This window comes from Sorangium sp. So ce381 (genome assembly GCF_051473845.1).
GTDB lineage: Bacteria > Myxococcota_A > Polyangia > Polyangiales > Polyangiaceae > Sorangium > Sorangium atrum.
The window spans coordinates 7,929,182-7,954,206 of the sequence record NZ_CP150336.1 but is presented as its reverse complement, the minus strand read 5'-3'; the positions used below and the strand labels follow the sequence as shown (position 1 = coordinate 7,954,206).

4 protein-coding genes are annotated in these 25,025 nt (G+C 70.2%); all 4 read right to left on the bottom strand.

The genetic code is table 11. The annotated features are described in order from the left end of the window. Positions 1-124 precede the first annotated feature (124 nt). Entirely contained in the window at positions 125-6,157 is a 6,033-nt protein-coding gene (locus WMF29_RS29420) for an AAA family ATPase (protein WP_437323462.1), read from the bottom strand. Between the two features lie 214 nt (positions 6,158-6,371). Then, positions 6,372-12,422, bottom strand: a complete 6,051-nt coding sequence (locus tag WMF29_RS29415; protein WP_437323461.1) for an AAA family ATPase — start codon at positions 12,420-12,422, stop codon at positions 6,372-6,374. A 212-nt stretch (positions 12,423-12,634) separates the two neighbouring features. Then, on the bottom strand, positions 12,635-18,679 hold the full coding sequence (locus tag WMF29_RS29410; RefSeq protein ID WP_437323460.1) for an AAA family ATPase: 6,045 nt from the start codon (positions 18,677-18,679) through the stop codon (positions 12,635-12,637). A 160-nt stretch (positions 18,680-18,839) separates the two neighbouring features. Then, complete coding sequence (locus tag WMF29_RS29405) at positions 18,840-24,905, bottom strand: sensor histidine kinase (protein ID WP_437323459.1); 6,066 nt, start codon at positions 24,903-24,905, stop codon at positions 18,840-18,842. Positions 24,906-25,025: the final 120 nt, after the last annotated feature.

Here is a 25,025-nt window from a genome sequence, read left to right as displayed (position 1 = left end):
GATCTTTGAAATCCGGGGCACCGGCGGCGTGCTGCCGTTCAACCCGGTACACTGCCAAAAGCGCCGCGCCTCGTCACGAGCAAACGGCGGCGCGTCAGCGCCGCCTGAGGCTCCCGGAGAACGCTTACGCCGGCGGGAGGAAGGTGCCCTGGCCGTCCGTCTCTGCCTCCGCCGCGTGCAAAGGCAGCTCGACGATGAAGGAGGCGCCCGCGCCTGGCGTGCTCTCGACGCGGATGCTGCCGCCGTGGGAGGTGATGATCCACCGAACGATGTAGAGGCCGAGTCCGAGGCCGCCGAAGTTGCGGACGGAGACGGCGCGCTCGAAGCGCTCGAAGATCCTGGCCTGGTCGGCCTCGGCGATGCCCATGCCGTGATCTCGGACGACGAGCAGCGCGCGGCCTTCCATGCCGCGCACGACGACGTGAATGGGGGCCCCCGCGCCGTACTTGAGGGCGTTGGACAGCAGGTTGATGAGGACCTGCTCCATGCGAGAAGCATCCCAGTCCCCGACCACGGGCTCGTCCAGATCGAGCTGAATGCGGCAGCGGGCGTCCGCGAGCTGCTGTCTCATTCGCTCGACGGCCTCGCGCGTCAGGGCCGCCAGGTCGACGGGCGCGCGCGCGAGGGAGAGCCGTCCGGCGTTCAGGCGAGTGACGTCGAGCAGCTCGTTGACCAGGTGGGCGAGGCGCGCGATCTGGCGGTTGAGGAGCTGGAGCGCGGCGTCGATGCGCTCCGGAGCGACCTCCGCGCGCTGGAGGCGGGGCAGGAGCCGGGCGAGGAGGTGAGCCTGCATCGTGAGCGAGGTGAGCGGTGTCTTGAGCTCGTGCGATGCGACGAGGAGGAACTCGTTCCGGCGCTCGATCGCCTCCTGCGCCTCGGCGAACAGGCGGGTGTTGTCGAGCGCGAGCGCCGCACGGAACCCGAGCTCCTCGGCGAGCCACAGGTCGGCAGGGCCGAACCGGCGCCGGGGCGCGGCCGCCAGCAGGGTCATGACCCCGAAGCGCCGGTCGCGGGCGACGAGCGGGACGCGAAGGAAGGAGTGAACGCCGAGCGGCTCCAGGAGGGGCGCGGCGTGGACGTCGCCCACCTCTGGGCGGTCCGGCGAGGTCGCTGTCAGGGGCCGCAGCGCGTCCGTCACCGCGACCGCGAGCTCGGCCGGCACGCCCGCCGTGACCGCGGTCACCGCGTGTCCCGCGGTGCAGCTGGGGAGCTCCACGTGGATGACGCACCGGTCGGCGAGCTCGGGCACGGCGAGCTGCGCGACGCTCTCGAGGGTGGCTCCGTAGCCGAGGGCCATGAGCTTGCGGCTCGCGTCGGCCAGGAAACGCTCGGCGAGCTCGGCCCGCTTGCGCTCGGTGATGTCGGTGGAAATGCCGCAGAGCACGCCGGGCATGACGCTGTCGCCGAGAGGGAACTTGAGCGACAGGTAGGTGCGCGGCTCGCCCTCCATCGTCACCTCTTCCTCGAACTCGAGCGGCTCGCCTGCCTCGAGCACGCGACGATCGTGATCGCCGATGATCTCGGCGAGCGCAGCAGGCAAGAGCTCGGCGTCGGTCCTCCCGAGGAGCCGATGGCCCGGCAGGCCGGCGACGTTGCTCGCCTGGCGGTTGACGAGCAGATACCGGCCCTCGCGATCCTTGAGGAAGATGGCGGCGGCGGAGTTGTCGACGATGGCCTGCAGCGTGGCCTGGCTCTCGCGGAGCTCGCGCTCCGCCCGGCGTCGCTCGGCGTTCTCCTGCTCGATATCGGTATAGAGCATCGCGTTTTCGAGCGAGATGGCCGACTGCGAGGCGAGCAGCTCGAGCACCGTGAGCCGCCCTGGGGTGAACGCGCCGGTGACGAGGTTGTTCTCCAGATAGAGCAGGCCGAGCAGCCGCGCCTGCCGCACGATGGGGAGGCACAGCACCGATCTCGGCTTCTTCCGGCTGAAATACTCGTCCTCCGAGAACGGGTGTCTGGCGGAGGCGTCGTCGAGCAGGACGCGCTCGTGGCTCCGGCGGACGTAGTTGAGAATGGATTGCGGCAGCGCGGCCGGCGGGGCCTCGCCCGCGTCGCGCACCCGCACCGCGCCTCTCGGCGCCTCGATCGCCGCGCTCCACAGGCGTTCGCCCCGGACCAGGAGGACGCACCCCTGCTCGGCGCCCGCGTGCTCGACCATGGTGCGCAGGAGCATCTCGAGCAGGCGCGGGAGCTTGAGCTCTCCCGAGATGCTCTGAGAGGCCTTGACGACGGAAAGGACGTCGAACTGCTCGGCGCGGACGGCGAAGGTGACGGTGGGGGCGATCGGCTTTCGCGGGGCGAGGAAGGGATAACGCTGGTCGAGCTGCTCGACCTTGGCGTGGGCGCCCCAGCGGAAGTAGGCGGCGCGGGCCTTCTGGAGGTAAGCGTCGGCGGGCGTGGACAGGCCGCGGTCGCGGTAGAGCCGGGCGGCGAGCTCGCAGGCGATGGCCTCGTGCTGGACGAAGCCGCCCTCGCGCGCCGAGGCGATGGCCTGCTCGTAGAGGCCGATGGCCTCCAGGTCCTGCCCGCGGAGCCGCGCGATCTCGGCGCGGACCAGGGCGTGTTTGTGGAGGAAGTTGTCTGGGCCGCTCGCGGCCCACTCGCCGAGCTGCCGCTCGCAGTCGAGCAGCTGGTCCGGGAGCTCCCGCGGCGGGGGGTCGCGCTCCGCGTGCGGCGCGCTGGAGAGGGCCGCGAGCGAGAGCGCGAGATAATAGAAGCTCTCGGCCATGAGCGCGTGCGGCTGGTTCCAGAAGGGTTGCTCGGTGACGACGCGGGTCGCCGCCTCGAGCGCCTCCCCGGGAGCGCCGAGCACGAAGAGCGCCTGCGCCTTCAAGCTGTAATAGAATTCGCGGGTGCTCTCCAGCGCTCCCTCCTGCAGCCGCGCCTCGAAGGCCGGAGCATCGAGCTCGGAGCCGTCGAACATCGCGAAGCGGACCGGCCTGCCGCGCAGCGCCTGGATCATGGCGTGGGCGCTGAGGAGGGCGCCATGCGCGAACTCGAAACCAGCCCTGCGTATGAAGCCGAGGCGCTCTTCGACCTCGTGGAGCACGTCCTCGAGCGCCTCGCCGGAGAGCAGGTGGAACAGCGCGTCCCACATGCAACTGAAGCACGCCATGCTGAGCACGCCGGACTCGACCGCGGCGCTGAAGCCGGCGCGCCCGTACGGATACGTCTCTCTGTAGTGGCGTGTCCAGAAGGCGATATGGTGTCCGAAGGTGGCGAACACCATCGATCGGGTGGTGAGGAGGCCGCTCCTCTGCGCCAGGTCGTGGCCGAGCTTGCCGAACCGATAGGCCTCCTGGTATCGCCCGAACCTGGGGCCGAACATCCTCGCGAAAGCCGCGTATGCGACAGCGGAGCTCTCCGCGTTGCCGTGGCGCAGGCTGAGCTGGACCATGCGCAGGAAAACGAGGAAGAACAGGTTCGGGGTCATGAAGGACGCAGCGATCCCTGTGCCCTCCAGCACACCCATCGTCAGCTTGATCTCCCGGTCGGTCATGAGGGGCAGGTGGAGCAGGTCCTCGATCGCCCGGTCGCCCAGGGCCTGCCAGACGCTCTTCGTCTCCTCTTCGAGCTGTGTGTCCGTGGGGAGGCGCGGAAGATCGATGCCGCAGGTGCGGAGCCACGAGAGGCCGATCTCCACGGCCCGGGCGGATTGCCCGCGGATCATACGGAGCGTGACGATGAGCTCGACGGCGGCGGCCGTCTCGGTCCTGGTGCTCGCGCGCTCCATGAGCTCTTCGAGGAGCCGCTCGGCCTCGTCGAAGCTGCCTGTGATGTACGCGGCGCGCGCGCTCTCGAGCGTCAGGTCGTAGGTCAGCTCGTGCTGCGCGTCCCAGGAGGCCTGCGCGAGCAGGGAGAGGCCCGTGGTGAAGAGCGCCGCGGCGGACTGGAAGGCCGCGGCGGCCTTGGCCTTCCTTCCGGCGTGGAGGTTCAGCGCGGCGAGCTCGTCGCGCTCGGCCTGGGAACGGAGGAGCGCGGCGCCGCGGTTGAGGTGGCCGACGACGTCGAAGAGCGCCTCGTCCGACTCGTCGGCGCGCCGTGCCTTCAAGAGCAGCTGGCCGATCCGGAGGTGCATCTCGGCCAGCTGCTCTGCCGGGATGAGCGAATAGGCGGCCTGCTGCACCCGGTCATGGAGGAAGCGATAGTCAGAGCCCCGGCGGAGCAGGAGCCCCTCCCGGACGGCCTCCTCGAGCGCGTCGCGGAGCTCCGCCGCTGGACGGCCCGCGACCACCGCGAGGGGTTCGAGGTCGAGGCTGCTGCCGAGGCACGCGGCCAGCTTGAGCGCGTCGTGCGCAGTGGCCGAGAGCCGCTTGAGCTTGCCCGCCATCAGCTCGACGACGTTGTCGGTGAAGCCCTTGTCGCGGATGGCGGCGATGTCCCACCGCCATGCGCCCTCGTCGGCGTCGAAGGTGATGAGCCGCTCTTCGTGCAAGGCGATGAGGAACTGGAGCGCGAAGAAGGGGTTGCCGCCGGTCTTCTCGTGGACGAGCTGCGCGATCGGCTCGACCTGCTCGGCGTCGGCGTGGACGGCCTCGGCGACGAGCGCGCCGACGTGGGCTGCGGAGAGCGGCGCGAGGACGAGCTCGGAGACGGCGGCGCCGCGCTTCTGGGCCTCGGCGAGCGTGAGCCGGAGCGGGTGCGCGGGGCCGACCTCGTTGTCGCGGTAGGCGCCGATCAGCAGGAGGTGCTCGGAGCCGGTATAGGTGGCGAGCTGCTCGAGCAAAAGGAGGCTGGCCGCGTCGGCCCATTGCAGGTCGTCGAGGAAGAGGGCGACGGGGTGCTCCTTGCGGGCGCAGGCGGCGACGAAGCGCTGGAGCGTGGCGAGCAGCCGGCTCTGGGCCTCGGCGGGGGGGAGCGCGGGCACGGGCGGTTGCGGGCCGAGGAGGAAGGCGAGCTCCGGGACCACGTCGGCGAGCAGACTGGCGTCCTGGCCGAGGGCCTCGCGGAGGCGTTGTCCCCAGCGCTCGAGCTGCTCCTCGCTCGCGCACAGGAGCTCCCGCAAGAGCGCCCGGAACGACTGGAGAAAGGCGTGGTAAGGGACGTCGCGCTTGAATTGCTCGAACTTGCCGGAGAGAAAGAAGCCGCGCTCGCGCACGACGGGCCTGTGCAGCTCGGCGACGAGCGAGGACTTGCCGATGCCCGAATAGCCCGAGACGAGCACGAGCTCTGGACGGCCGTTCGCGACCACGCGCTCGAACGCGGCGAGCAGCGCCTCCACCTCGCGCTCGCGGCCGTAGAGCCGCTGCGGGACCTGGAACCGGTCGGAGAGATCGCGACCGCCGAGCGCGAAGGGCTCGATGGCGCCGGCCGACTGCCACCTTGCGAAGCACGTGTCGAGGTCGTGGCGCAGGCCGAGGGCGCTCTGGTAACGCTCCTCGGCGGCCTTGGAGAGCAGCTTGAGCACGACGGCGGAGAGCTGCGGTGGAATCGAGGGGACGAGCGCGTGCGGCGGCTGGGGCGCCTGGGCGATGTGGCAATAGACCCATTCGACGGGGTCGCTGGCCTGGAAGGGCAGGGTGCCCGTTAGCATCTCGTAAAAAGTGACACCGAGGGAGTACAGGTCGGTCCGCTCGTCGATCCGGCGGTTCATGCGGCCCGTCTGCTCAGGCGCCATGTAGGCGAGCGTGCCCTCGATGAGGCCGTCGTGGGCGAGCTCCTGGGCTTCGCGGGGGGAGAGGGAGGCGATGCCGAGATCGGTGATCTTCACCTCGCCGGAGTCGGGGTTGTAGAGCAGGTTCTGGGGCTTGATGTCCTTGTGGATGATGCGGTGCCGATGCAGCTCGGCGAGCGCGCCGGTGAGGCGGAGGGCGAGGGGGAAGAAGCGCTCGATCGACATCCCGCGCATCCCGCACATCGGCCCATCGCCATCGAGCAGCCGGTCGAGCGAGCGGCCGCCGAAGTCCTCGAGGACCAGGGTCATCTGGTCGCGGAACGGCTCGATCCCATAGGCCTTGATGACGACGGGCGAATCGAGCGCTCTGGCGACCTCGAGCTCGTGCTGGAGCCGGCCGAGGGCGCGTGGGCTCGCGTGGTCGCGCCGCAGGGCCTTGAGCACCACCGGCCGGCCGTCCTCCTCGCGCCGCGCGCGGTAGAGGATGGTATCCGCACCTTGGTGCAGCACCTCCAGCACGCGGTAGCGTGGACTATCGGGCATAGGAAGAGCTTTGAAAACCGAGGCGCCAGCGACGCGTTGCGGCTCAACTCGCTACACTGCCAAAAGCGGTGCGCCTCGTCACGAGCAAACGGCGGCGCGTTCTCGCGCCAGCTCGCCTGCGGCGACTCCCTCGCCCATACACGGCGATAGCGGGGACGGAAAGGGAGCTGCTGAGGCGCAGTCGGGTAGCGAGCACGCAGCGCGCAGCGCGCACCTACGCCTGCGGGAGCAGCGCATCCTGGCCGTCTGTCTCTGTCTCCGCCGCATGCAAAGGGAGCTCGACGACGAACGTGGCGCCCGCGCCTGGCGTGCTCTCGACGCGGATGGTGCCGCCGTGAGAGGTGACGATCCACCGGACGATGTAGAGGCCGAGCCCGAGACCTCCGAAGTTGCGGACGGAGACGGCGCGCTCGAAGCGCTCGAAGATCCTGGCCTGATCGGCCTCGGCGATGCCCATGCCGTGATCGCGGACGACGAGGAGCGCGCGGCCTTCCAGGCCGCGCACGACGATGTGAATGGGAGCCCCCGCGCCGTACTTGATCGCGTTGGACAGGAGGTTGATGAGGACTTGCTCCATGCGAGAGGCATCCCAGTGCCCGACCACGGGCCCTTCCAGATCGAGCTCGGCGCGGCAGCGCGCGCTCGCGAGCTGCTGTCTCATCCGCTCGACGACCTCTCGCGTCAGGGCCGCCAGATCGAACGGCGCGCGCGTGAGGGTCAGCCGGCCGGCGTTCAGTCGGGTGACGTCGAGCAGCTCGTTGACCAGGTGGGCGAGGCGCGCGATCTGTCGGTTGAGGACCTGGAGCGCGGCGTCGATGCGCTCCGGGGAGATCTCCGCGCGCCGGTAGCGGGGCAGGAGCCGCTCGAGCAGGTGCGCCTGCATCTTCAGCGAGGTGAGCGGTGTCTTGAGCTCGTGCGAGGCGACGAGGAGGAACTCGTTCCGGCGCTCGATCGCCGCCTGGGCCTCGGCGAACAGACGGCTGTTGTCCAGCGCGAGCGCGGCGCGGCTCCCGAGCTCCTCGGCGAGCCGCAGGTCGGCAGGGCCATAACGGCGTCGAGGCGCGGTCGCCAGCAACGTCATGACCCCGAAAGACTGGTCGCGCGCGAGGAGCGGAACGCGGAGAAAGGAGTGAACGCCGAGCTGCTCCAGGCGGGGAGCGGCGCGGACGTCGCCCACCTCGGGGCGATCCGGCGAGGTCGCCGCCGGGGACCGCAGCGCGTCCATCACCGCACCTTCGAGGCCGTCCGGCACACCTGCGGTGATCGTGGTTCCCGGGGCGCGGTCGGCGAGGTCCACGTGGATGACGCACCAGTCGGCCAGCGCGGGCACGGCGAGCTGCGCGACGCTCTCGAGGGTGGCGCCGTAGCCGAGGGCCATGAGCTTGCGGCTCGCCTCGGCGAGGAAGCGCTCGGCCAGCTCGGCGCGCTTGCGCTCGGTGATGTCGGTGGAGATGCCGCAGAGCCCGCCGGGCATGACCTCCTCCCCGAGAGGGAACTTGACCGACAGGAAGGTGTGAAGCCCGTCCTCCAGCGGCAGCTCCTCCTCCCACTCCATCGGCGCGCCCGTCTCGCGCACCTTCCTGTCGTGGTCCTGCAAGGTCTCGACGACCGGAGAACACACGATCTCGGCGACCGTCTTTCCGACGATCGCCTCGATCGGCATGCGCATGACGGCGCGCACGTGCCGGTTGGCGAGCAGGAGCCGGCCTTCGCGATCCTTGACGTAGATGGACGCAGCGGAGTTGTCGACGATGGCCTGGAGGGTCGCCTGGTTGGTCTTCAGCGCCTGCTCGGCCCGCCGCCGCTCGGCGTTCTCCCGCTCGACCTCGGCATACAGCATGGCGTTCTCCAGCGAGATGGCCGATTGCGACGCAAGCAGCTCGAGCACGCTGAGCCGCCCGGGGGTGAACGCCCCGGTGATGAGCCTGTTCTCCAGGTAAAGCAGGCCGAGCAGCCGGGTATGCCGCACGATCGGGAGGCACAGCACCGATTTCGACCCCCTCTGCCTGAAATACTCGTCCTCCAGGAACGGGTGCCTCGCGGTCGCGTCATCGAGCAGCACACGCTCGTGGCTGCGGCGGACGTAGTTGAGCACGGATTGCGGTAGCGCGGCCGCCGCCGCCTCGCGCGCGTCGAGCAGCCGCGCCGTACCACCGGAGGTCGAGAGCGCGGCCGCGATCGACAGGCGATCCTTCCGGACCAGGAGGACGTGCCCCTCTCCGGCGCCCGCGTGCTCGATCGCGACGCGCAGGAGCATCTCGAGCAGGCGCGGGAGCTGGAGCTCGCCGGAGATGCTCTGAGAGGCCTTGACCACGGACAGGACGTCGAACTGCTCGGCTCGCACGGCGAACGTGACGGTGGGCGCGATCGCCTGGCGCGGGGCGAGGTGGGGATAGCGCTGATCGAGCTGCTCCACCTTGGCGTGCGCGCCCCAGCGGAAATAGGCGGAGCGGGCCTTTTGCAGGCAGGCGTCCGCGGGGGTGGCGAGGCCGCGCGCGCGGTAAAACGCCGCGGCGAGCTCGCTGGCGATGGCCTCGTGCTGGACGAAGCCGCCCTCTTGCGCAGACGACGCGGCCTGCTCGTAGAGCCGGATCGCCTCCGATTCCTGCCCACGGAGCCGGGCGATCTCGGCGCGGACCAGGGCGTGCTTGTGGAGGAAATTGTCAGGGCCGTTCCTGGCCCACTCGCCGAGCTGCCGCTCGCACTCGAGGAGCTGCTCGGGGAGCTCCACCGGCGGGGAGGGCCGCGCATCATGCGCCTCGCGCGCCTCGCGCTCCCGCCCGGCGTCGACGAGCGCCGCGAGCGAGAGCGCGAGATAGTAGCAATTCTCGGCGATGAGCGCGTGCGGCTCGGTCCTCAAGGGGTTCTCGTGGATCGCGCGGGTCGCCGCCGCGAACGCCTCGCTGTGAGCGCCGAGCACGAAGAGCGCCTGGGCCTTCAAGCTGTAATAGCGGCTGCGGATCCGGTGCAGATCCCCCTTGTCGAGCCGCGCCTCGAAGGCCGACGCATCCAGCTCGGACCCGTCCAGCATCGAGACGCGGACCGGCCTCCCGCGCAGCGCCTGGATCATCGCGTGGGCGCCGAGGAGGGAGCTGTGCGCGTACGCGTACCCGGCACTCCGCACGAAGCCGAGCCGCTCGTCGACCTCGCGGAGCACGTCCTCCAGCGGCTCGCCGGAGAGCAGCCTGAACAGCGCGACCCAGATGCAGTTGAGGCACGCCATGTTCAGGTCACCGGACTCGACCGCGGCGCTGAAGCCGGCGCGCGAGTACGGATACGCCTCTCGGTAGTGGCGTGTCCAGAACAGGACATGCTGTCCAAAGACGGTGAACACCGCCGATTTCGTGGTGAGGAGTCCGCTCCGCTCCGCCAGGTCGTGGCCGAGCTTGCCGAACAGATACCCCTCCTGGTATCGCCCGAACCTGGGGCCGAGCACCCTCGCGAAGTCGGCGTACGCGTAAGCGGAGCTCTCGGCGTTGCCGTGGCGCAGGCTGAGCTCGACCCTGCGCAGGACCATGAGACAGTGCAGGTCCACGTCCGCGAAGAACGCAGGCGTGGCCATCGCATGCAGCACGCCCATCGTGATCTTGATCTCCGGGCGCGTCACGGGGGGCAGATGGATCAGGTCCTCGATCGCCCGTTCGCCCAGGACCCGCCAGACGCACTCCGCCTCCTTTTCGAGCTGTGCGTCGGTGGGGTGGAGCGGGAGCTCGATGCCGCAGCCGCGGAGCCACGAGAGCCCGATCTCCACCCCGCGGGCGCATTGCCCGCGGGTCAGGTAGAAGGCGAGCGCGAGCTCGACGACGGCGGCTGTCTCGCCATGGGTCCTCGCGCGCTGGCGGAGCGCTTCGAGGAGCCGCTCGGCCTCGTCGAAGCCGCCGGTGATGTAGGCGACGTGCGCGCGCTCGAAGGTCAGCTCGAACGTCAGCGCGTGCCGCGTCTCCCAGGAGTCCGGCGCGAGCAGGGAGAGGCCCGCGGCGAAGAGCGCGGCGGCGGCCTGGAAGGCCGCGGCGGCCTTGGCCTTCCTGCCGGCGCGGAGGTTCAGCGCGGCGACCTCGTCCCGCTCGGCCCGGGAACGGAGGAGCGCGGCGCCGCGGTTGAGGTGGCCGACGACGTCGAAGAGCGACGCGTCGCGCTCGTCGGCGCGCTGCGCCTTCACGAGCAGCTGGCCGATGCAGAGGTGCACCTCGGCGAGCTGCTCGGGCGGGATCAGCGAATACGCGGCCTGCTGCACCCGGTCATGGAGGAAGCGATAGCCAGAGCCCCGGCGGAGGAGCAGCCCCTCCCGCACGGCCTCCCCGAGCGCGTCGCGGAGCTCCTCCGCCGGACGGCGTGCGATGATCGCGAGGGGGTCGAGGTCCAGCGTGTTGCCGATGCACGCGGCGAGCTTGAGCGCGTCCCGCGCCGGGATGGAGAGCCGCTTGAGCTTGCCCACCATCAGCTCGACGACGTTGTCGGTGAAGCCCTTGTCGCGGATGGCGGCGACGTCCCAGCGCCATACGCGCTGCTCGGCGTCGAGGGTGATGAGACCTTCCTGGTGCAGCTCGAAGAGGAACTGGAGCACGAAGAAGGGGTTGCCGCCGGTCTTCTCGTAGACGAGCTGCGAGAGCGGCTCGACCTGCGCTTCGGGCGCGTGGACCGCCTCGGCGACGAGCGCGCCGACGTGGGCGGCGGAGAGCGGCGCGAGGACGAGCTCGGAGAGGGCGGCGCCGCGCTTTCGGGCCTCGGCGAGCGTGAGCCGGAGCGGGTGCGCCGGGCCTACCTCATTGTCCCGGTAGGCGCCGATCAGCAGGAGGTATTCGGGCTCGGCGTAGGTGGCGAGCTGTTCGAGCAAGAGGAGGCTGGCCGCGTCGGCCCACTGGAGATCATCGAGAAAGAGCGCGACGGGGTGCTCCTTCCGGGCGCAGGCGGCGACGAAGCGCTGGAGCGCGGCGAGGAGCCGGCTCTGGGCCTCGGTGGGCGGGAGCTCGGGCACCGGCGGCTGCGGGCCGAGGAGGGGCGTGAGCTCGGGGAGCACATCGGCGAGCAGACTGCCGTCCTGGCCGAGCGCCTCCCGCAGGTGGCGTCTCCAGCGCTCGACCTGTTCTTCGGTCGCGCCGAGGATCTCCTGAAACAGCGCCCGGAACGCCTGAAGGAAAGGAAGGTAGGGGACATCCCTCGTGGTCTGATCGAACTTTCCGGAGAGGAAGAAGCCGCGCTCGCGCACGACAGGCCTGTGCAGCTCGGCGACGAGCGAGGACTTGCCGATGCCCGAGTAGCCCGAGACGAGCGCGAGCTCTGGCCGGCCGTTCGCCACCACGCGCTCGAACGCGGCGAGCAGCGCCTCCATGTCGCGCTCGCGGCCGTAGAGCCGCTGGGGGACGCGGAACCGGTCGGAGAGATCGCGCTCCCCGAGCGCGAAGGGCTGTATGGCGCCGCTCGCCCGCCACCTCGCGAAGCACTCGTCGAGGTCGTGCCGCAGGCCCGCCGCGCTCTGGTAGCGCTCCTCGGCGGCCTTGGAGAGCAGCTTGAGGACGACCTCGGACAGGACCGGTGGAATCGAGGGGACGAGCGCGTGGGGTGGGACCGGGCTCTGCGCGATATGGCAATAGACCCACTCGACGGGATCGCTGGCCTGGAAGGGCAGGGCGCCCGTCAGCATCTCGTAGAAGGTGACGCCGAGGGAGTACAGGTCGGTCCGCTCGTCGAGCCGGCGGTTCATTCGGCCTGTCTGCTCCGGCGCCATGTAGGCGAGCGTCCCCTCGATGAGGCCGTTGTGGATGACGTCCTGGGATTCGCAGGGCAGACGGCAGGCGATGCCGAGATCGGTGATCTTCACCTCGTCGGTGCTGGGATTCCAGAGCAGGTTCTGGGGCTTGATGTCCTTGTGGATGACGTGCCGCCGGTGCAGCTCGGCGAGCGCCGCTGTCAGGCGAAGGGCGAGGAAGAGGAAGCGCTCGATCGGCATCCCGCCCATCCCGCGGTTCGGCCCGTCGCCCTCGAGCAGCTGATCGAGCGAGCGGCCGCCGAAGTCCTCCAGGACCAGCGCCGCCTGGTCGTCGAACGATTCGATTGCGTACGGCTTGACGATGGCCGCCGTATCGAGCGCGCTGGCGACCTCGAGCTCGTGCTGGAGCCTGCCGAGGGCGCGGGGGCTTGCGTGGTCGCGCCGCAGGACCTTGAGCACCACCGGCCGGCCGTCCTCGTCGCGCCGCGCGCGGTAGAGGAGGGTATCCGCACCTTGGTGCAGCACCTCCAGCACGCGGTAACGTGGACTATGGGGCATAGGAAGAACTTTGAAACCGGTGCGTCAGCGACGTGCCATGGTCCAATTCGATACACTGCCAAAAGCGGTGCGCCGCGTCACGAGCAAACGGCGGCCTGATCTCGCGCTGGCTCGCCTGCGGCGGCGCAGCCGTCATGCACGGCGGAAGCCAGGACGGAAAGGGTGCGTGTCCGTCGCGGCCGATCGAGTGAGCGCGCCTGCCCGGTGGAGGCTTACTCCGGCGGGAAGGGAGCGCCCTGGGTGTCGGTCTCGGCGTCCGCCTGGCGCAAAGGCAGCTCGACGATGAAGGTGGCTCCCGCGCCCGGCTTGCTCTCGACGCGGATGGTGCCGCCGTGAGAGGTGACGATCCATCGAACGATGTAGAGGCCGAGGCCGAGGCCTCCGAAGTTGCGGACGGAGACGGCGCGCTCGAAACGCTCGAAGATCCTTTTGTGATCGGCCTCGGCGATGCCCATGCCGTGATCGCGGACGACGAGCCGCGCGCGATCGCCCTCGTCGCGCACGACGATGTGAACGGGGCCTCCCGCGCCGTACTTGATCGCGTTGGAGAGGAGGTTGATGAGGACCTGCTCCATGCGAGAAGCATCCCAGTCCCCGACCACGGGCCCTTCCAGATCGAGCTTCGTTGGGCAGCGGGCGTCGGCGAGCTGCTGTTTCATCCGCTCGAACACCTCACGCGCCAGGGCGGCCAGATCGACCGGCGCGCGCGCGAGGGTCAGGTGGCCGGCGTTCAGGCGGGTGACGTCGAGCAGCTCGTTGACCAGGTGGCCGAGGCGCGCAATCTGGCGGCTCAGGACCTGGATCGCCGCGTCGATGCGCTCCGGAGAGACCTCGGCGCGCTGGACGCGGGGCAAGAGCCGAGCGAGGAGGTGCGCTTGCATCGTGAGCGAGGTGAGCGGCGTCTTGAGCTCGTGGGATGCGACGAGGAGGAACTCGTCCCGGCGCTCGATCGCCACCTGGGCCTCGGCGAACAGGCGGGTGTTGTCGAGCGCGAGCGCCGCGCGTAACCCGAGCTCCTCGGCGAGCCACAGGTCAGCGGGGCCGTAGCGGCGCCGTGGCGCGGTCGCCAGCAGGGTCATGACCCCGAAGCGCCGGTCGCGCGCGAGGAGCGGGACCCGGAGGAAGGAGTGAATGCCGAGCTGCTCGAGCAGCGGCGCAGCGCGGAGCTCGCCCACCTCGGGGCCGTCGAGGGAGCTCGCTGCCAGGGGCCGCAGCGCGTCCATCAACGCGCCTGCGAGCTCCTGCGGCACGCCCGCGGTGACCGCGTGTCCCGGGTCGCCGTGAGCGAGGCCCGTGTCGATGACGCAGTGATCGGCCAGCTCGGGCACGACGAGCTGCGCCACGCTGTCGAGGGTCGCGCCGTAGCCGAGGGACATGAGCCTGCGGCTCGCCTCGGCCAGGAAGCGCTCGGCGCGCTCGGCGCGCTTGCGCTCGGTGATGTCGGTGGAGATGCCGCAGAGCACGCCGGGCATGACGTCCTCGCCGAGCGGGAACTTGATCGACAGGTGGGTGCGCAGCTCCCCGTCTATCGGGATCTCTTCCTCGAACTCCATCGGCACGCCCGCCTCGAGCACGTTGCGGTCGTGGTCGCTGGTGGCCTCGAGGAACGCAGCGGGCAAGAGCTCGGCGCCCGTCTTGCCGATGACCTGCTCGGCCTTCATGCCGATGTTGCGGCACGCCCGCCGGTTGGCGAGCAGGTACCGGCCGTCGCGATCCTTGAGGTAGATGGCGGCGGCGGAGTTGTCGACGATGGCCTGCAGCGTGGCCTGGCTCTCACGGAGCTCGCGCTCCGCCCGGCGCCGCTCGGCGTTCTCCTGCTCGATGTCGGTATAGAGCATGGCGTTCTCGAGGGAGATGGCCGACTGCGAGGCGAGCAGCTCGAGCACGGTGAGCCGCCCTGGGGTGAACGCGCCGGTGACGAGCCTGTTCTCCAGGTAGAGCAGGCCGAGCAGCCGGGCCCGGTGCACGATCGGGAGGCACAGCACCGATCTCGGCCTCTTGCGACCGAAATACTCGTCCTCCATGAACGGGTGCCTCGCGGCGGCGTCGGCGAGCAGCACGCGCTCGTGGCTGCGGCGAACGTAGTTGAGGATCGACTGCGGCAGCGCGGCCGCCGCCGCCTCGCCCGCGTCGAGCAGCCGCGCCGCGCCGCCGGACGCGGAGATCGCCGCCGCGGTCGACACGCGATCTTGCCGGACCAGGAGCACATGACCCTCCTCGGCGCCCGCGTGCTCGACCACGATGCGCAGCAGCGTCTCGAGCAGGCGCGGCAGCTGGAGCTCTCCGGAGATGCTCTGAGAGGCCTTCACGACGGAGAGGACGTCGAACTGCTCGGCCCGCACGGCGAACGTGACGGTGGGCGCGATCGGCTTGCGCGGGGCGAGGTGGGGATAGCGCTGGTCGAGCTGATCCACCTTGGCGTGGGCGCCCCAGCGAAAATAGGCGGCGCGGGCCTTCTCCAGGTAAGCGTCGGCGGGCGTGGCGAGGCCGCGCGCGTGGTAGAACCGGGCAGCCAGCTCGCAGGCGATGGCCTCGTGCTGGACGAAGCCGCCCTCTTGCGCCGAGGAGATGGCCTGCTCGTAGAGCCGGATCGCCTCCGATTCCTGCCCGCGGAGCCGGGCTATCTCGGCGCGGACCAGGGCGTGCTTGTGGAGGAAGTTGTCCGGGCCGTTCCTGGCCCACTCTCCGAGCCGCCGCTCGCAGTCGAGCAGTTGCTCGGGGAGCTCCAGCGGCGGGGATTCCCGCTCCGCGTGCGGCGCGTCGAGGAGGGCCGCGAGCGCGAGCGCGGAATAATAGAAGTTCTCGGCGACGAGGGCGGTCGGCACGACCCCGTGTCCATGCTCGATCATCGCGCGGGCCGCCGCCTCGAGCGCCTCTCCGGGAGCGCCGAGCACGAAGAGCGCCTGGGCCTTCATTTCATGATAGAAGCTTTGAACGTTCTGCAGGTCCCCCTCGCCGAGCCGCGCCTCGAAGGCCGGCAGATCCAGCTCGGATCCATCGAGCATCGAGAGGCGGACCGGCCTCCCTCGCAGCATCTGGATCATGCCGCGCGCGCCGAGGAGGATGCCATGGGCGAACGGGTGACCGGCGCTGCGCACGAAGCCGAGGCGCTCGTCGATCGGATGGATCACGTCCGCGAGCGGCTCGCCGGAGAGCAGCCGGAACACCGCGTCCCACATGCGGTTGAAGCACGCGTGGTTCAGATCGCCCGACTCGACCGCGGCGCTGAAGCCGGCGCGCGAGTAGGGATACGTCTCTCGGTAGTGGCGTGTCCAGAAGACGACGTGCTGTCCGAAGATCGTGAACGCCATCGACTTCGTGGTGAGGAGGCCGCTCCTGTCCGCGAGGTCGCAGCCGAGCTTTCCGAACCGATAGGCCTCCTTGTATCGCCCGAACTTCGGGCCGAACATCCTCGCGAAGGACGTGTACGCGTGAGGCGAGCTCTCGGCGTTGCCGTGGCGCAGGCTGAGCTGGACCATGCGCAGGACGATGAGAAAGGGCAGGTTCGAGTTCACGAAGGACGCGGGGATGCCAGCGCCCAGCAGCACGCTCATCGTGGCCTTGACCTCCGGGTGCGTCATGGGGGGCAGATGGATCAGGTCCTCGATCGCCCGGTCGCCCAGGGCCTGCCAGACGCTCTTCGTCTCCTCTTCGAGCTGTGCGTCGGTGGGGAGGAAGGGAAGATCGATGTCGTAGGTGCGGAGCCACGCGAGCCCGATCTCCGCCGCGCGGGCGTATTGCCCGCGGGTGACCTTCAGCGTGATGACGAGCTCGACGACGGCGGCCGTCTCGCTCCTGGTCCTCGCGCGCTCCTCGAGCGCCTCGAGGAGCCGCTCGGCGTCGTCGATGGCGCCGGTGATGTACGCGACGTGCGCGCGCTCGAAGGTCAGGCCGTAGGTCAGCTCGTGCTGCGTCTCCCAGGAATCCGGCGCGAGCAGGGAGAGGCCCGCGGCGAAGAGCGCGGCGGCGGACTGGAAGGCCGCGGCGGCCTTGGCCTTCCTGCCGGCGCGGAGGTTCAGCGCGGCGACCTCGTCCCGCTCGGCCCGGGAACGGAGGAGCGCGGCGCCGCGGTTGAGGTGGCCGACGACGTCGAAGAGCGACGCGTCGCGCTCGTCCTGGCGCCGCCCCTTCAACAGGAGCTGGCCAATCCGGAGGTGCACCTCGGCGAGCTGCTCTGCCGGGATGAGCGAAGTTGCGGCCTGCTGCACCCGGTCGTGGAGAAATCGAACTCCGTTGCTCTGGCGCAGGAGCAGCCCCTCCCGGACGGCCTCCTCGAGCGCGTCGCGGAGCTCCGCCGGGCTACGGCGCGCGAGCAGCGCGAGGGTGTCGAGGTCCAGGCTGCTGCCGAGGCACGCGGCGAGCTTGAGCGCGTCGCGCGTCGGGACCGAGAGCCGGTTCAGCTTGCCGGCCATCAGCTCGATGACGTTGTCGGTGAAGCCTTTGTCGCGGATCGCGGCGATGTCCCACCGCCACATGCGCTGCTCTGCGTCGACGGCGATGAGCCCGTCTTCGTGCAGCGCGATCAGGAACTGGAGCACGAAGAAGGGGTTGCCGCCGGTCTTCTCGTGGACGAGCTGCGAGAGCGGCTCGACCTGCGCTTCGGGCGCGTGGACCGCCTCGGCGACGAGCGCCCGGACATGGGCGGCGGAGAGCGGCTCGAGGAAGAGCTCGGAGACGGCGGCGCCGCGCTTCCGGGCCTCGGCGAGCGTGAGCCGGAGCGGGTGCGCTGGGCCGACCTCGTTGTCCCGGTAGGCGCCGATCAGCAGCAGGTGCGCGCCGCCGGCATGGGTGGCGAGGTGCTCTAGCAAGAGGAGGCTGGCCGCGTCGGCCCACTGGAGATCATCGAGGAAGAGCGCCATGGGGTGCTCCTTCCGGGCGCACGCGGCGACGAAGCGCTGGAGCGTCGCGTGCAGCCGGGCCTGTGCCTCGGTGGGCGGGAGCTCGGGCACGGGCGGCTGCGGGCCGAGGAGCAGCTCGACCTCGGGGAGCACGTCGGCGAGCAGCCTGCCGTTCTGGTCGAGGGCCTCGCGGAGGCGCGCTCGCCAGCGCTCTACCTGCTCCTCGCTCGTGCCGAGGATCTCCTGAAACAGCGCCCGGAACGCCTGCAGGAAAGGGAGGTAGGGGACATCTCTCGCGGTCTGATCGAACTTTCCGGAGAGGAAGAAGCCGCGCTCGCGCACGACGGGCCTGTGCAGCTCGGCGACGAGCGAGGACTTGCCGATGCCCGAGTAGCCCGAGACGAGCGCGAGCTCTGGCCGGCCGTTCGCGACCACGCGCTCGAACGCGGCGAGCAGCGCCTCCACGTCGCGCTCGCGGCCGTAGAGCCGCTGCGGGACGCGGAACCGGTCGGAGAGATCGCGCTCTCCGAGCGCGAAGGGCTGAATCTCGCCGGTCGCCCGCCACCTCGCGAAGCACTCGTCCAGGTCGTGGCGCAGGCCGAGGGCGCTCTGGTAGCGCTCCTCGGCGGCCTTGGAGAGCAGCTTGAGGACGACCTCGGACAGGACCGGTGGAATCGAGGGGACGAGCGCGTGGGGTGGGACCGGGCTCTGCGCGATATGGCAATAGACCCACTCGACGGGATCGCTGGCCTGGAAGGGCAGGGCGCCCGTCAGCATCTCGTAGAAGGTGACGCCGAGGGAGTACAGGTCGGTCCGCTCGTCGATCCAGCGGTTCATGCGGCCTGTTTGCTCAGGCGCCATGTAAGCCAGCGTCCCCTCGATGAGGCTGCTGTGGACGAGGTCCTGGGATTCGCGGGGGGAGAGGGAGGCGATGCCGAGATCGGTGATCTTCACCTCGCCGGTGTCGGGGTTGTAGAGCAGGTTCTGGGGCTTGATGTCCTTGTGGATGACGTGGTGTCGGTGGAGCTCGGCGAGCGCGGCGGCGAGGCGGAGGGCGAGGGGGAGGAAGCGCTCGATCGTCATCCCGCGCATCCCGCGCATCCCGCCCATCCCGCGCATCGGTCCGTCGCCATCCAGCAGCCGGTCGAGCGAGCGGCCACCGAAGTCCTCCAGGACCAGCGCGGCCTGGTCGCCGAGCGATTCCATCGCGTAGGCCTTGACGACGACCGCCGTATCGAGCGCGCTGGCGATCTCGTGCTCGTGCTGGAGCCGCCCGAGAGCATGGGGGCTCGTGTGGTCGCGCCGCAGGACCTTGAGCACCACCGATCGGCCGTCCTCCTCGCTCCGCGCGCGGTAGAGGAGGGTATCTGCACCGTGGTGCAGCACCTCCAGCACGCGGTAACGTGGACTATGGGGCATAGGAGGATCTTTGAACCCGGGGCGTCGGCGGCGTGCTGCGGTTCAATTCGATACACTGCCAAAAGCGCTGCGACCCGTCACGAGCAAACGGCGGCGCGTCAGCGCCCGATGAGGCAGCCGTCGGCGGCGAGTGCGCAGCGCGCGCCTGCGCCTGCCGCGCCTACGCCTGCGGGAGGAAGGTGCCCTGGACGTCCGTCTCCGTGTCCGGCGAGCGCAAAGGCAGCTCGACGATGAAGGTGGCGCCCGCGCCTGGCTTGCTCTCGACGCGGATGGTGCCGTCATGGGAGGTGACGATCCATCGAACGATGTAGAGGCCGAGGCCGAGGCCGCCGAAGTTGCGGACGGAGACGGCGCGCTCGAAGCGCTCGAAGATCCTGGCCTGATCGGCCTCCGCGATGCCCATGCCATGATCGCGGACGACGAGCACCGCGCGGCTGGCCAGGCTGCGCACGACGACGTGAATGGGGCCCCCCGCGCCATATTTGAGCGCGTTGGACAGGAGGTTGATGAGGATCTGCTCCATGCGGGAAGCGTCCCAGTTGCCCACCACGGGCCCGTCCAGGTCGAGCTGGGTGCGGCAGCGGGCGTCGGCGAGCTGCTGGTGCATCCGCTCGACGACATCACGCGCCAGGGCGGCCAGGTCGAGGGGCGCGCGCGCGAGGGAGAGCCGGCCGGCGTTCAGGCGGGTGACGTCGAGCAGCTCGTTGACCAGGTGGCCGAGCCGCGCGATCTGTCGGTTGAGGAGCTGGATCGCGGCGTCGATGCGCTCCGGAGCGACCTCGGCGCGCTGGAGGCGGGGCAGGAGCCGGGCGAGGAGGTGCGCTTGCATCGTGAGCGAGGTGAGCGGTGTCTTGAGCTCGTGGGATGCGACGAGGAGGAACTCGTCGCGGCGCTCGATCGCCTGCTGGGCCTCGGCGAACAGGCGGCTGTTGTCGAGGGCGAGCGCGGCGCGGCTCGCCAGCTCCTCGGCGAGCCACAGGTCGGCGGGGCGGTAACGGCGCCGGGGCGCGGCCGCCAGCAGGGTCATGACCCCGAAGCGCCGGTCGCGGGCGAGGAGCGGGACGCGGAGGAAGGAGTGAACGCCGAGCGGCTCCAGAAGGGGCGCAGCGCGGATGTCGCCCACCTCGGCGTGATCCGGAGAGCTCGCTGCCAGGGGCCGCAGCGCGTCCATCACCGAGCCTGCGAGCTCGGCCGGCACGCCCGCGGTGACCGTCTGCCCCGGGGCGTCCTGGGCGAGGTCCACGTGGATGACGCACCGGTCGGCCAGCTCGGGCACGACGAGCTGCGCCACGCTCTCGAGGGTGGCGCCGTAGCCGAGGGCCATGAGCTTGCGGCTCGCGTCGGCCAGGAAGCGCTCGGCGAGCTCGGCCCGCTTGCGCTCGGTGATGTCGGTGGAGATCCCGCAGAGCACGCCGGGCATGACGCTCTTGCCGAGCGGGAACTTGAGCGACAGGTAGGTGCGCAGCTCGCCCTCCAGCAGCACCTCCTCCTCGAACTCCAGCGGCTCGCCCGCCTCGAACACCCGCCGGTCGTGTTCTTCGATGATCGCGGTGGCGGTGGCAGGCAAGAGCTCGGCGCTCGTCTTTCCGAGGATCTGCTCGGCCGGCCTGCCGAGGGCGCGGCTCACGCGCCGGTTGACGAGCAGGAACCGGCCGTCGTGATCCTTGAGGTAGATGGCGGCGGCGGAGTTGTCGACGATGGCCTGCAGCGTGGCCTGGCTTTCACGGAGCTCGCGCTCCGCCCGGCGCCGCTCGGCGTTCTCCTGCTCGATGTCGGTATAGAGCATGGCGTTCTCGAGGGAGATGGCCGACTGCGAGGCGAGCAGCTCGAGCACGGTGAGCCGCCCCGGGGTGAACGCGCCGGTGACGAGGTTGTTCTCCAGGTAGAGCAGGCCGAGCAGCCGCGTTTGCCGCACGATCGGGAGGCACAGCACCGACCTCGGCCTCTTGCGGCCGAAATACGCGTCGTCCGAGAACGGGTGCCTCGCGGCGGCGTCGGCGAGCAGCACGCGCTCGTGGCTGCGGAGGACATAGTTGAGGATGGATTGCGGCAGCGCCGCCACGGCCTCGCCCGCGTCGAGCAGCCGCGCCGCGCTCCCGGACGCCGTGATCGCCGCGGTCGACACGCGATCTTCCCGGACCAGGAGCGCAACCCCCTCTCCGGCGCCCGCGTGCTCGACCACGATGCGCAGCAGCGTCTCCAGCAGGCGCGGGAGCTTGAGCTCTCCGGAGATGCTCTGAGAGGCCTTGACGATGGACAGGACGTCGAACTGCTCGGCGCGGACGGCGAAGGTGACGGTGGGCGCGATCGGCCTTCGCTCCACGAGGAAGGGATAACGCTGGTCGAGCTGCTCGACCTTGGCGTGCGCGCCCCAGCGGAAGTAGGCGGCGCGCGCCCGCTGCAGGTGGGCGACGGCGGGCGTGGACAGGCCGCGGTTGCCGTAGAACCGGGCGGCGAGCTCGCAGGCGATGGCCTCGTGCTGGACGAAGCCGCCCTCTTGCGCCGAGGAGATGGCCTGCTCGTAGAGCCGGATGGCCTCGGGCTCGTTCCCGAGGAGCCGGGCGATCTCGGCGCGGACCAGGGCGTGCTTGTGGAGGTAGTTGTCGGGGCAGCTCGCGGCCCACACGCCGAGCTGCCGCTCGCACGCGAGGAGCCCTTCGGGGAGCTCCCGCTCTGGCAACGGCGGCGCGTCGTGCGTGTCGTGCGCGCCGTGCGGGTCGTCGAATAACGCGGCGAGCGCGAGCGCGTGAACATAGAAGGTCTCGGGGATCTCCGCGCATGCGTCCATCCTCCAGTCGTAATCGACGACGACGCGGGTCGACGCCGCGAGCGCCTCCCGGGGAGAGCCGAGAAGGAGCAGCGCCTGCGCCTTCAGGCAGTAGTACAAGCTATGAGCTCCGTACGAGGACCCCGGAGGGAGCCCCGCCTCGAAGGCCTCCTGATCCAGCTCGGAGCCATCCAGCATCGCGTAATGGGCCGGCCTCCCGCGCAGCGTCTGGATGAGGTACCGGACGCTGAGGAGGATGCCATGGATGAACGCGTAACCGGCCTTGCGCACGAAGCCGAGGCGCTCCTCGGTCAGGTGGAGGACGTCCTCCAGCGGCTCCCCGCAGAGCAGGGGGAACACCGATGCCCAGACGCAATGGAAACATGCGTTGTTCAGATCGCCGCACTCCACGGCGACGTTGAAGCCGAGGCGATTGTAGGGGTAGGTCTCTCTGTAATGGCGCGTCCAGAAGACGGTCAGCTGCCCGAACAGGAAGATCACGGTGGGCTTCGCGGCGAGGTGGTCGCTCCTCTCCGCGAGGTCGTAGCCGAGCTTTCCGAACAGGTAAGCCTCCTTGTATCTCCCGAACCGCGGGCCGAGCACCCGCGCGAAGGCGGTGTACGCATGGGCGGAGCTCTCGGCGTTGCCATGGTGAAGGCTGAGCGTGACCATGCGCTCGAGGACCAGATGATGCAGGTTCTGGTTCACGAAATACGCAGCGACGGACACGCTCTTCAAGATGCTCATCGCGATCTTGATCTCCGGGTGCGTCATGGGGGGCAGGTGGATGAGGTCCTCGATCGCCCGGTCGCCCAGGGCCCGCCATACGCTCTCTGTCTCTTGTTCGATGCGCGCGTCGGTGAGGTGGGTCGGCAGATGGATGTCGTAGGAGCGCAGGAAGGAGAGACCGAGCTCCACTGCGCGTGCGCTCTGCCCGCGGGTCACGTGCAAGGCGACAGCGAGCTCGACGACGGCCGCCCTCTCGATCTTGGTCATCGAGCGATCCGTGAGCTCCTCGAGCAGCCGCTCGGCTTCATCGAAGTTGCCGATGATGTACGCGCAGTGCGCTCGCTCGAAGTTCAGGGCGTGGGTCAGCGCGTACTGCGTCTCCCAGCGTTCCTGCGGCTCGTTCGCGAGGAGGGCCGCGCCGGCGGCGAAGAGGGCGGCGGCGGACTGGTAAGCGGCGGCGGCCTTGGCCTTCCTGCCGGCGCGGAGGTTGAGGGCGGCGAGCTCGTCGCGCTCGGCCTGGGAACGGAGGAGCGCGGAGCCGCGGTTGAGGTGGCCGACGATCTCGAACAGCGTGTCGTCGCGCTCTTCGGCGCGCTGCGCCTTCAAGAGCAGCTGGCCGATCCCGAGGTGCACCTCGGCGAGCTGTCCTGGCGGAATGAGCGAATAAGCCGCCTGCTGCACCCGGTCATGGAGGAAGCGATAGGCGCTGTCCCGGCGGAGCAGCAGACCCTCCCGCGCGGCCTCCTCGAGCGCCTCGCGGAGCTCCTCGGTCGGCCGCCTCGCGACCACCGCGAGGGCGTCGAGGGTCAGGCTGCCACCGAGGCAGGCGGCGAGCTTGAGGGCGTCGCGCGTCGGGACCGAGAGCCGATTGAGCTTGCCCACCATCAGCTCGACGACGTTGTCGGTGAAGCCCTTGTCGCGGATGGCGGCGCTGTCCCAGCGCCATGCGCCCTCGTCGGCATCGAAGGTGATGAGCCCCTCGTCGTGCAGGGTGATGAGGAACTGGATCACGAAGAAGGGGTTGCCGCCGGTCTTCTCGTGGACGAGCCGGGCGAGCGGCTCGACTTGCGCTTCGGGCGCGTGGACCGTCTCGGCGATGAGCGCGCCGACGTGGGCTGCGGAGAGCGGCGCGAGGACGATGTTGCCGACGGCGGCGCCGCGCTTCTGGGCCTCGGCGAGCGTGAGCCGGAGCGGGTGCGCGGGGCCGACCTCGTTGTCGCGATAAGCGCCTATCACGAGGAGGTGCGCGTCACCTGCGAGGGTGGCGAGCTGCTCGAGCAAAAGGAGGCTGCCGGGGTCGGCCCATTGCAGGTCGTCGAGGAAGAGGGCGACGGGGTGCTCCTTGCGGGCGCAGGCGGCGACGAAGCGCTGGAGCGTGGCGAGCAGCCGGCTCTGGGCCTCGGCGGGCGGGAGCTCGGGCACGGGCGGCTGCGGGCCGAGGAGGCGCTCGATCTCCGGAAGCATGTCGGTGAGCAATCCGCCGCTCGCGCCGAGGGCCTCGCGGAGGCGCTCTCTCCAGCGCTCGACCTGCTGCTCGCTGGCGCCGAGGATCTCCTGCACGAGCCCCCGGAAGGCGTGAAGGAGGGGGCGGTAGGGGACGTCGCGCTTGAGCTGATCGAACTTGCCGGAGAGAAAGAAGCCGCGCTCGCGCACGACAGGCCCGTGCAGCTCGGCGACGAGCGAGGACTTGCCGATGCCCGAGTAGCCGGAGACGAGCACGAGCTCTGGCCGGCCGCTGGCGACCACGCGCTCGAAGGCGGCGCGCAGCGCCTCGAGCTCGCGCTCGCGGCCGTAGAGCCGCTGCGGGATCTGGAGCCTGTCGGAGACGTCGCGCTGTCCGAGCGGGAAGGCCTCGATGGCGCCGCTCTGGCGCAGCTGGGAAGAGCACCGTTCGAGGTCGTGGTGCAGGCCGAGGGCGCTCTGGTAACGCTCCTCGGCGGCCTTGGAGAGCAGCTTGAGGACGATGGCGGAGAGCTGCGGTGGAATCGAGGGGACGAGCGCGTGCGGCGGCTGCGGCGCCTGGGCGATGTGGCAATAGACCCATTCGACGGGGTCGCTGGCCTGGAAGGGCAGGGTGCCAGTCAGCATCTCGTAGAAGGTGACGCCGAGGGAGTACAGGTCGGTCCGCTCGTCGACCCGGCGGTTCATGCGGCCCGTCTGCTCGGGCGCCATGTAGGCGAGCGTGCCCTCGATGAGGCCGTCGTGAGCGAGCTCCTGGGCGCCGCGGTGAGAGAGGGAGGCGATGCCGAGATCGGTGATCTTCACCTCGCCGGTGTCGGGGTTGTAGAGCAGGTTCTGAGGCTTGATGTCCTTGTGGATGACGTGGTGTCGGTGGAGCTCGGCGAGCGCGGCGGCGAGGCGGAGGGCGAGGGGGAAGAAGCGCTCGATCGGCATCCCGCCCATCCCGCGCATCCCGCCCATCGCGCGCATCGGCCCGTCGCCATCGAGCAGCCGGTCGAGCGAGCGGCCGCCGAAGTCCTCCAGGACCAGGGTCATCTGGTCGCGGAACGGCTCGATCCCGTAGGCCTTGGCGATGACCGGCGAAGCGAGCGCCGTCGCGACCTCGAGCTCGTGCTGGAGCCTGCCGAGGGCGCGAGGGCTTGCGTGGTCGCGTCGCAGGACCTTGAGCACCACCGGCCGGCCGTCCTCCTCGCGCCGCGCGCGGTAGAGGATCGTGTCCGCACCGTGGTGCAGCACCTCCAGAACGCGGTAACGTGGACTATGGGGCATAGGAGGACCTTTGAACCCGGAGCGTCTGCAGCGTGCTGCGGTTCAACTTGGTACATTGCCAAAAGCGCTGCGACCCGTCACGAGCAAACGGCGGCGCGTCAGCGCCCGCTGAGGCTCCCG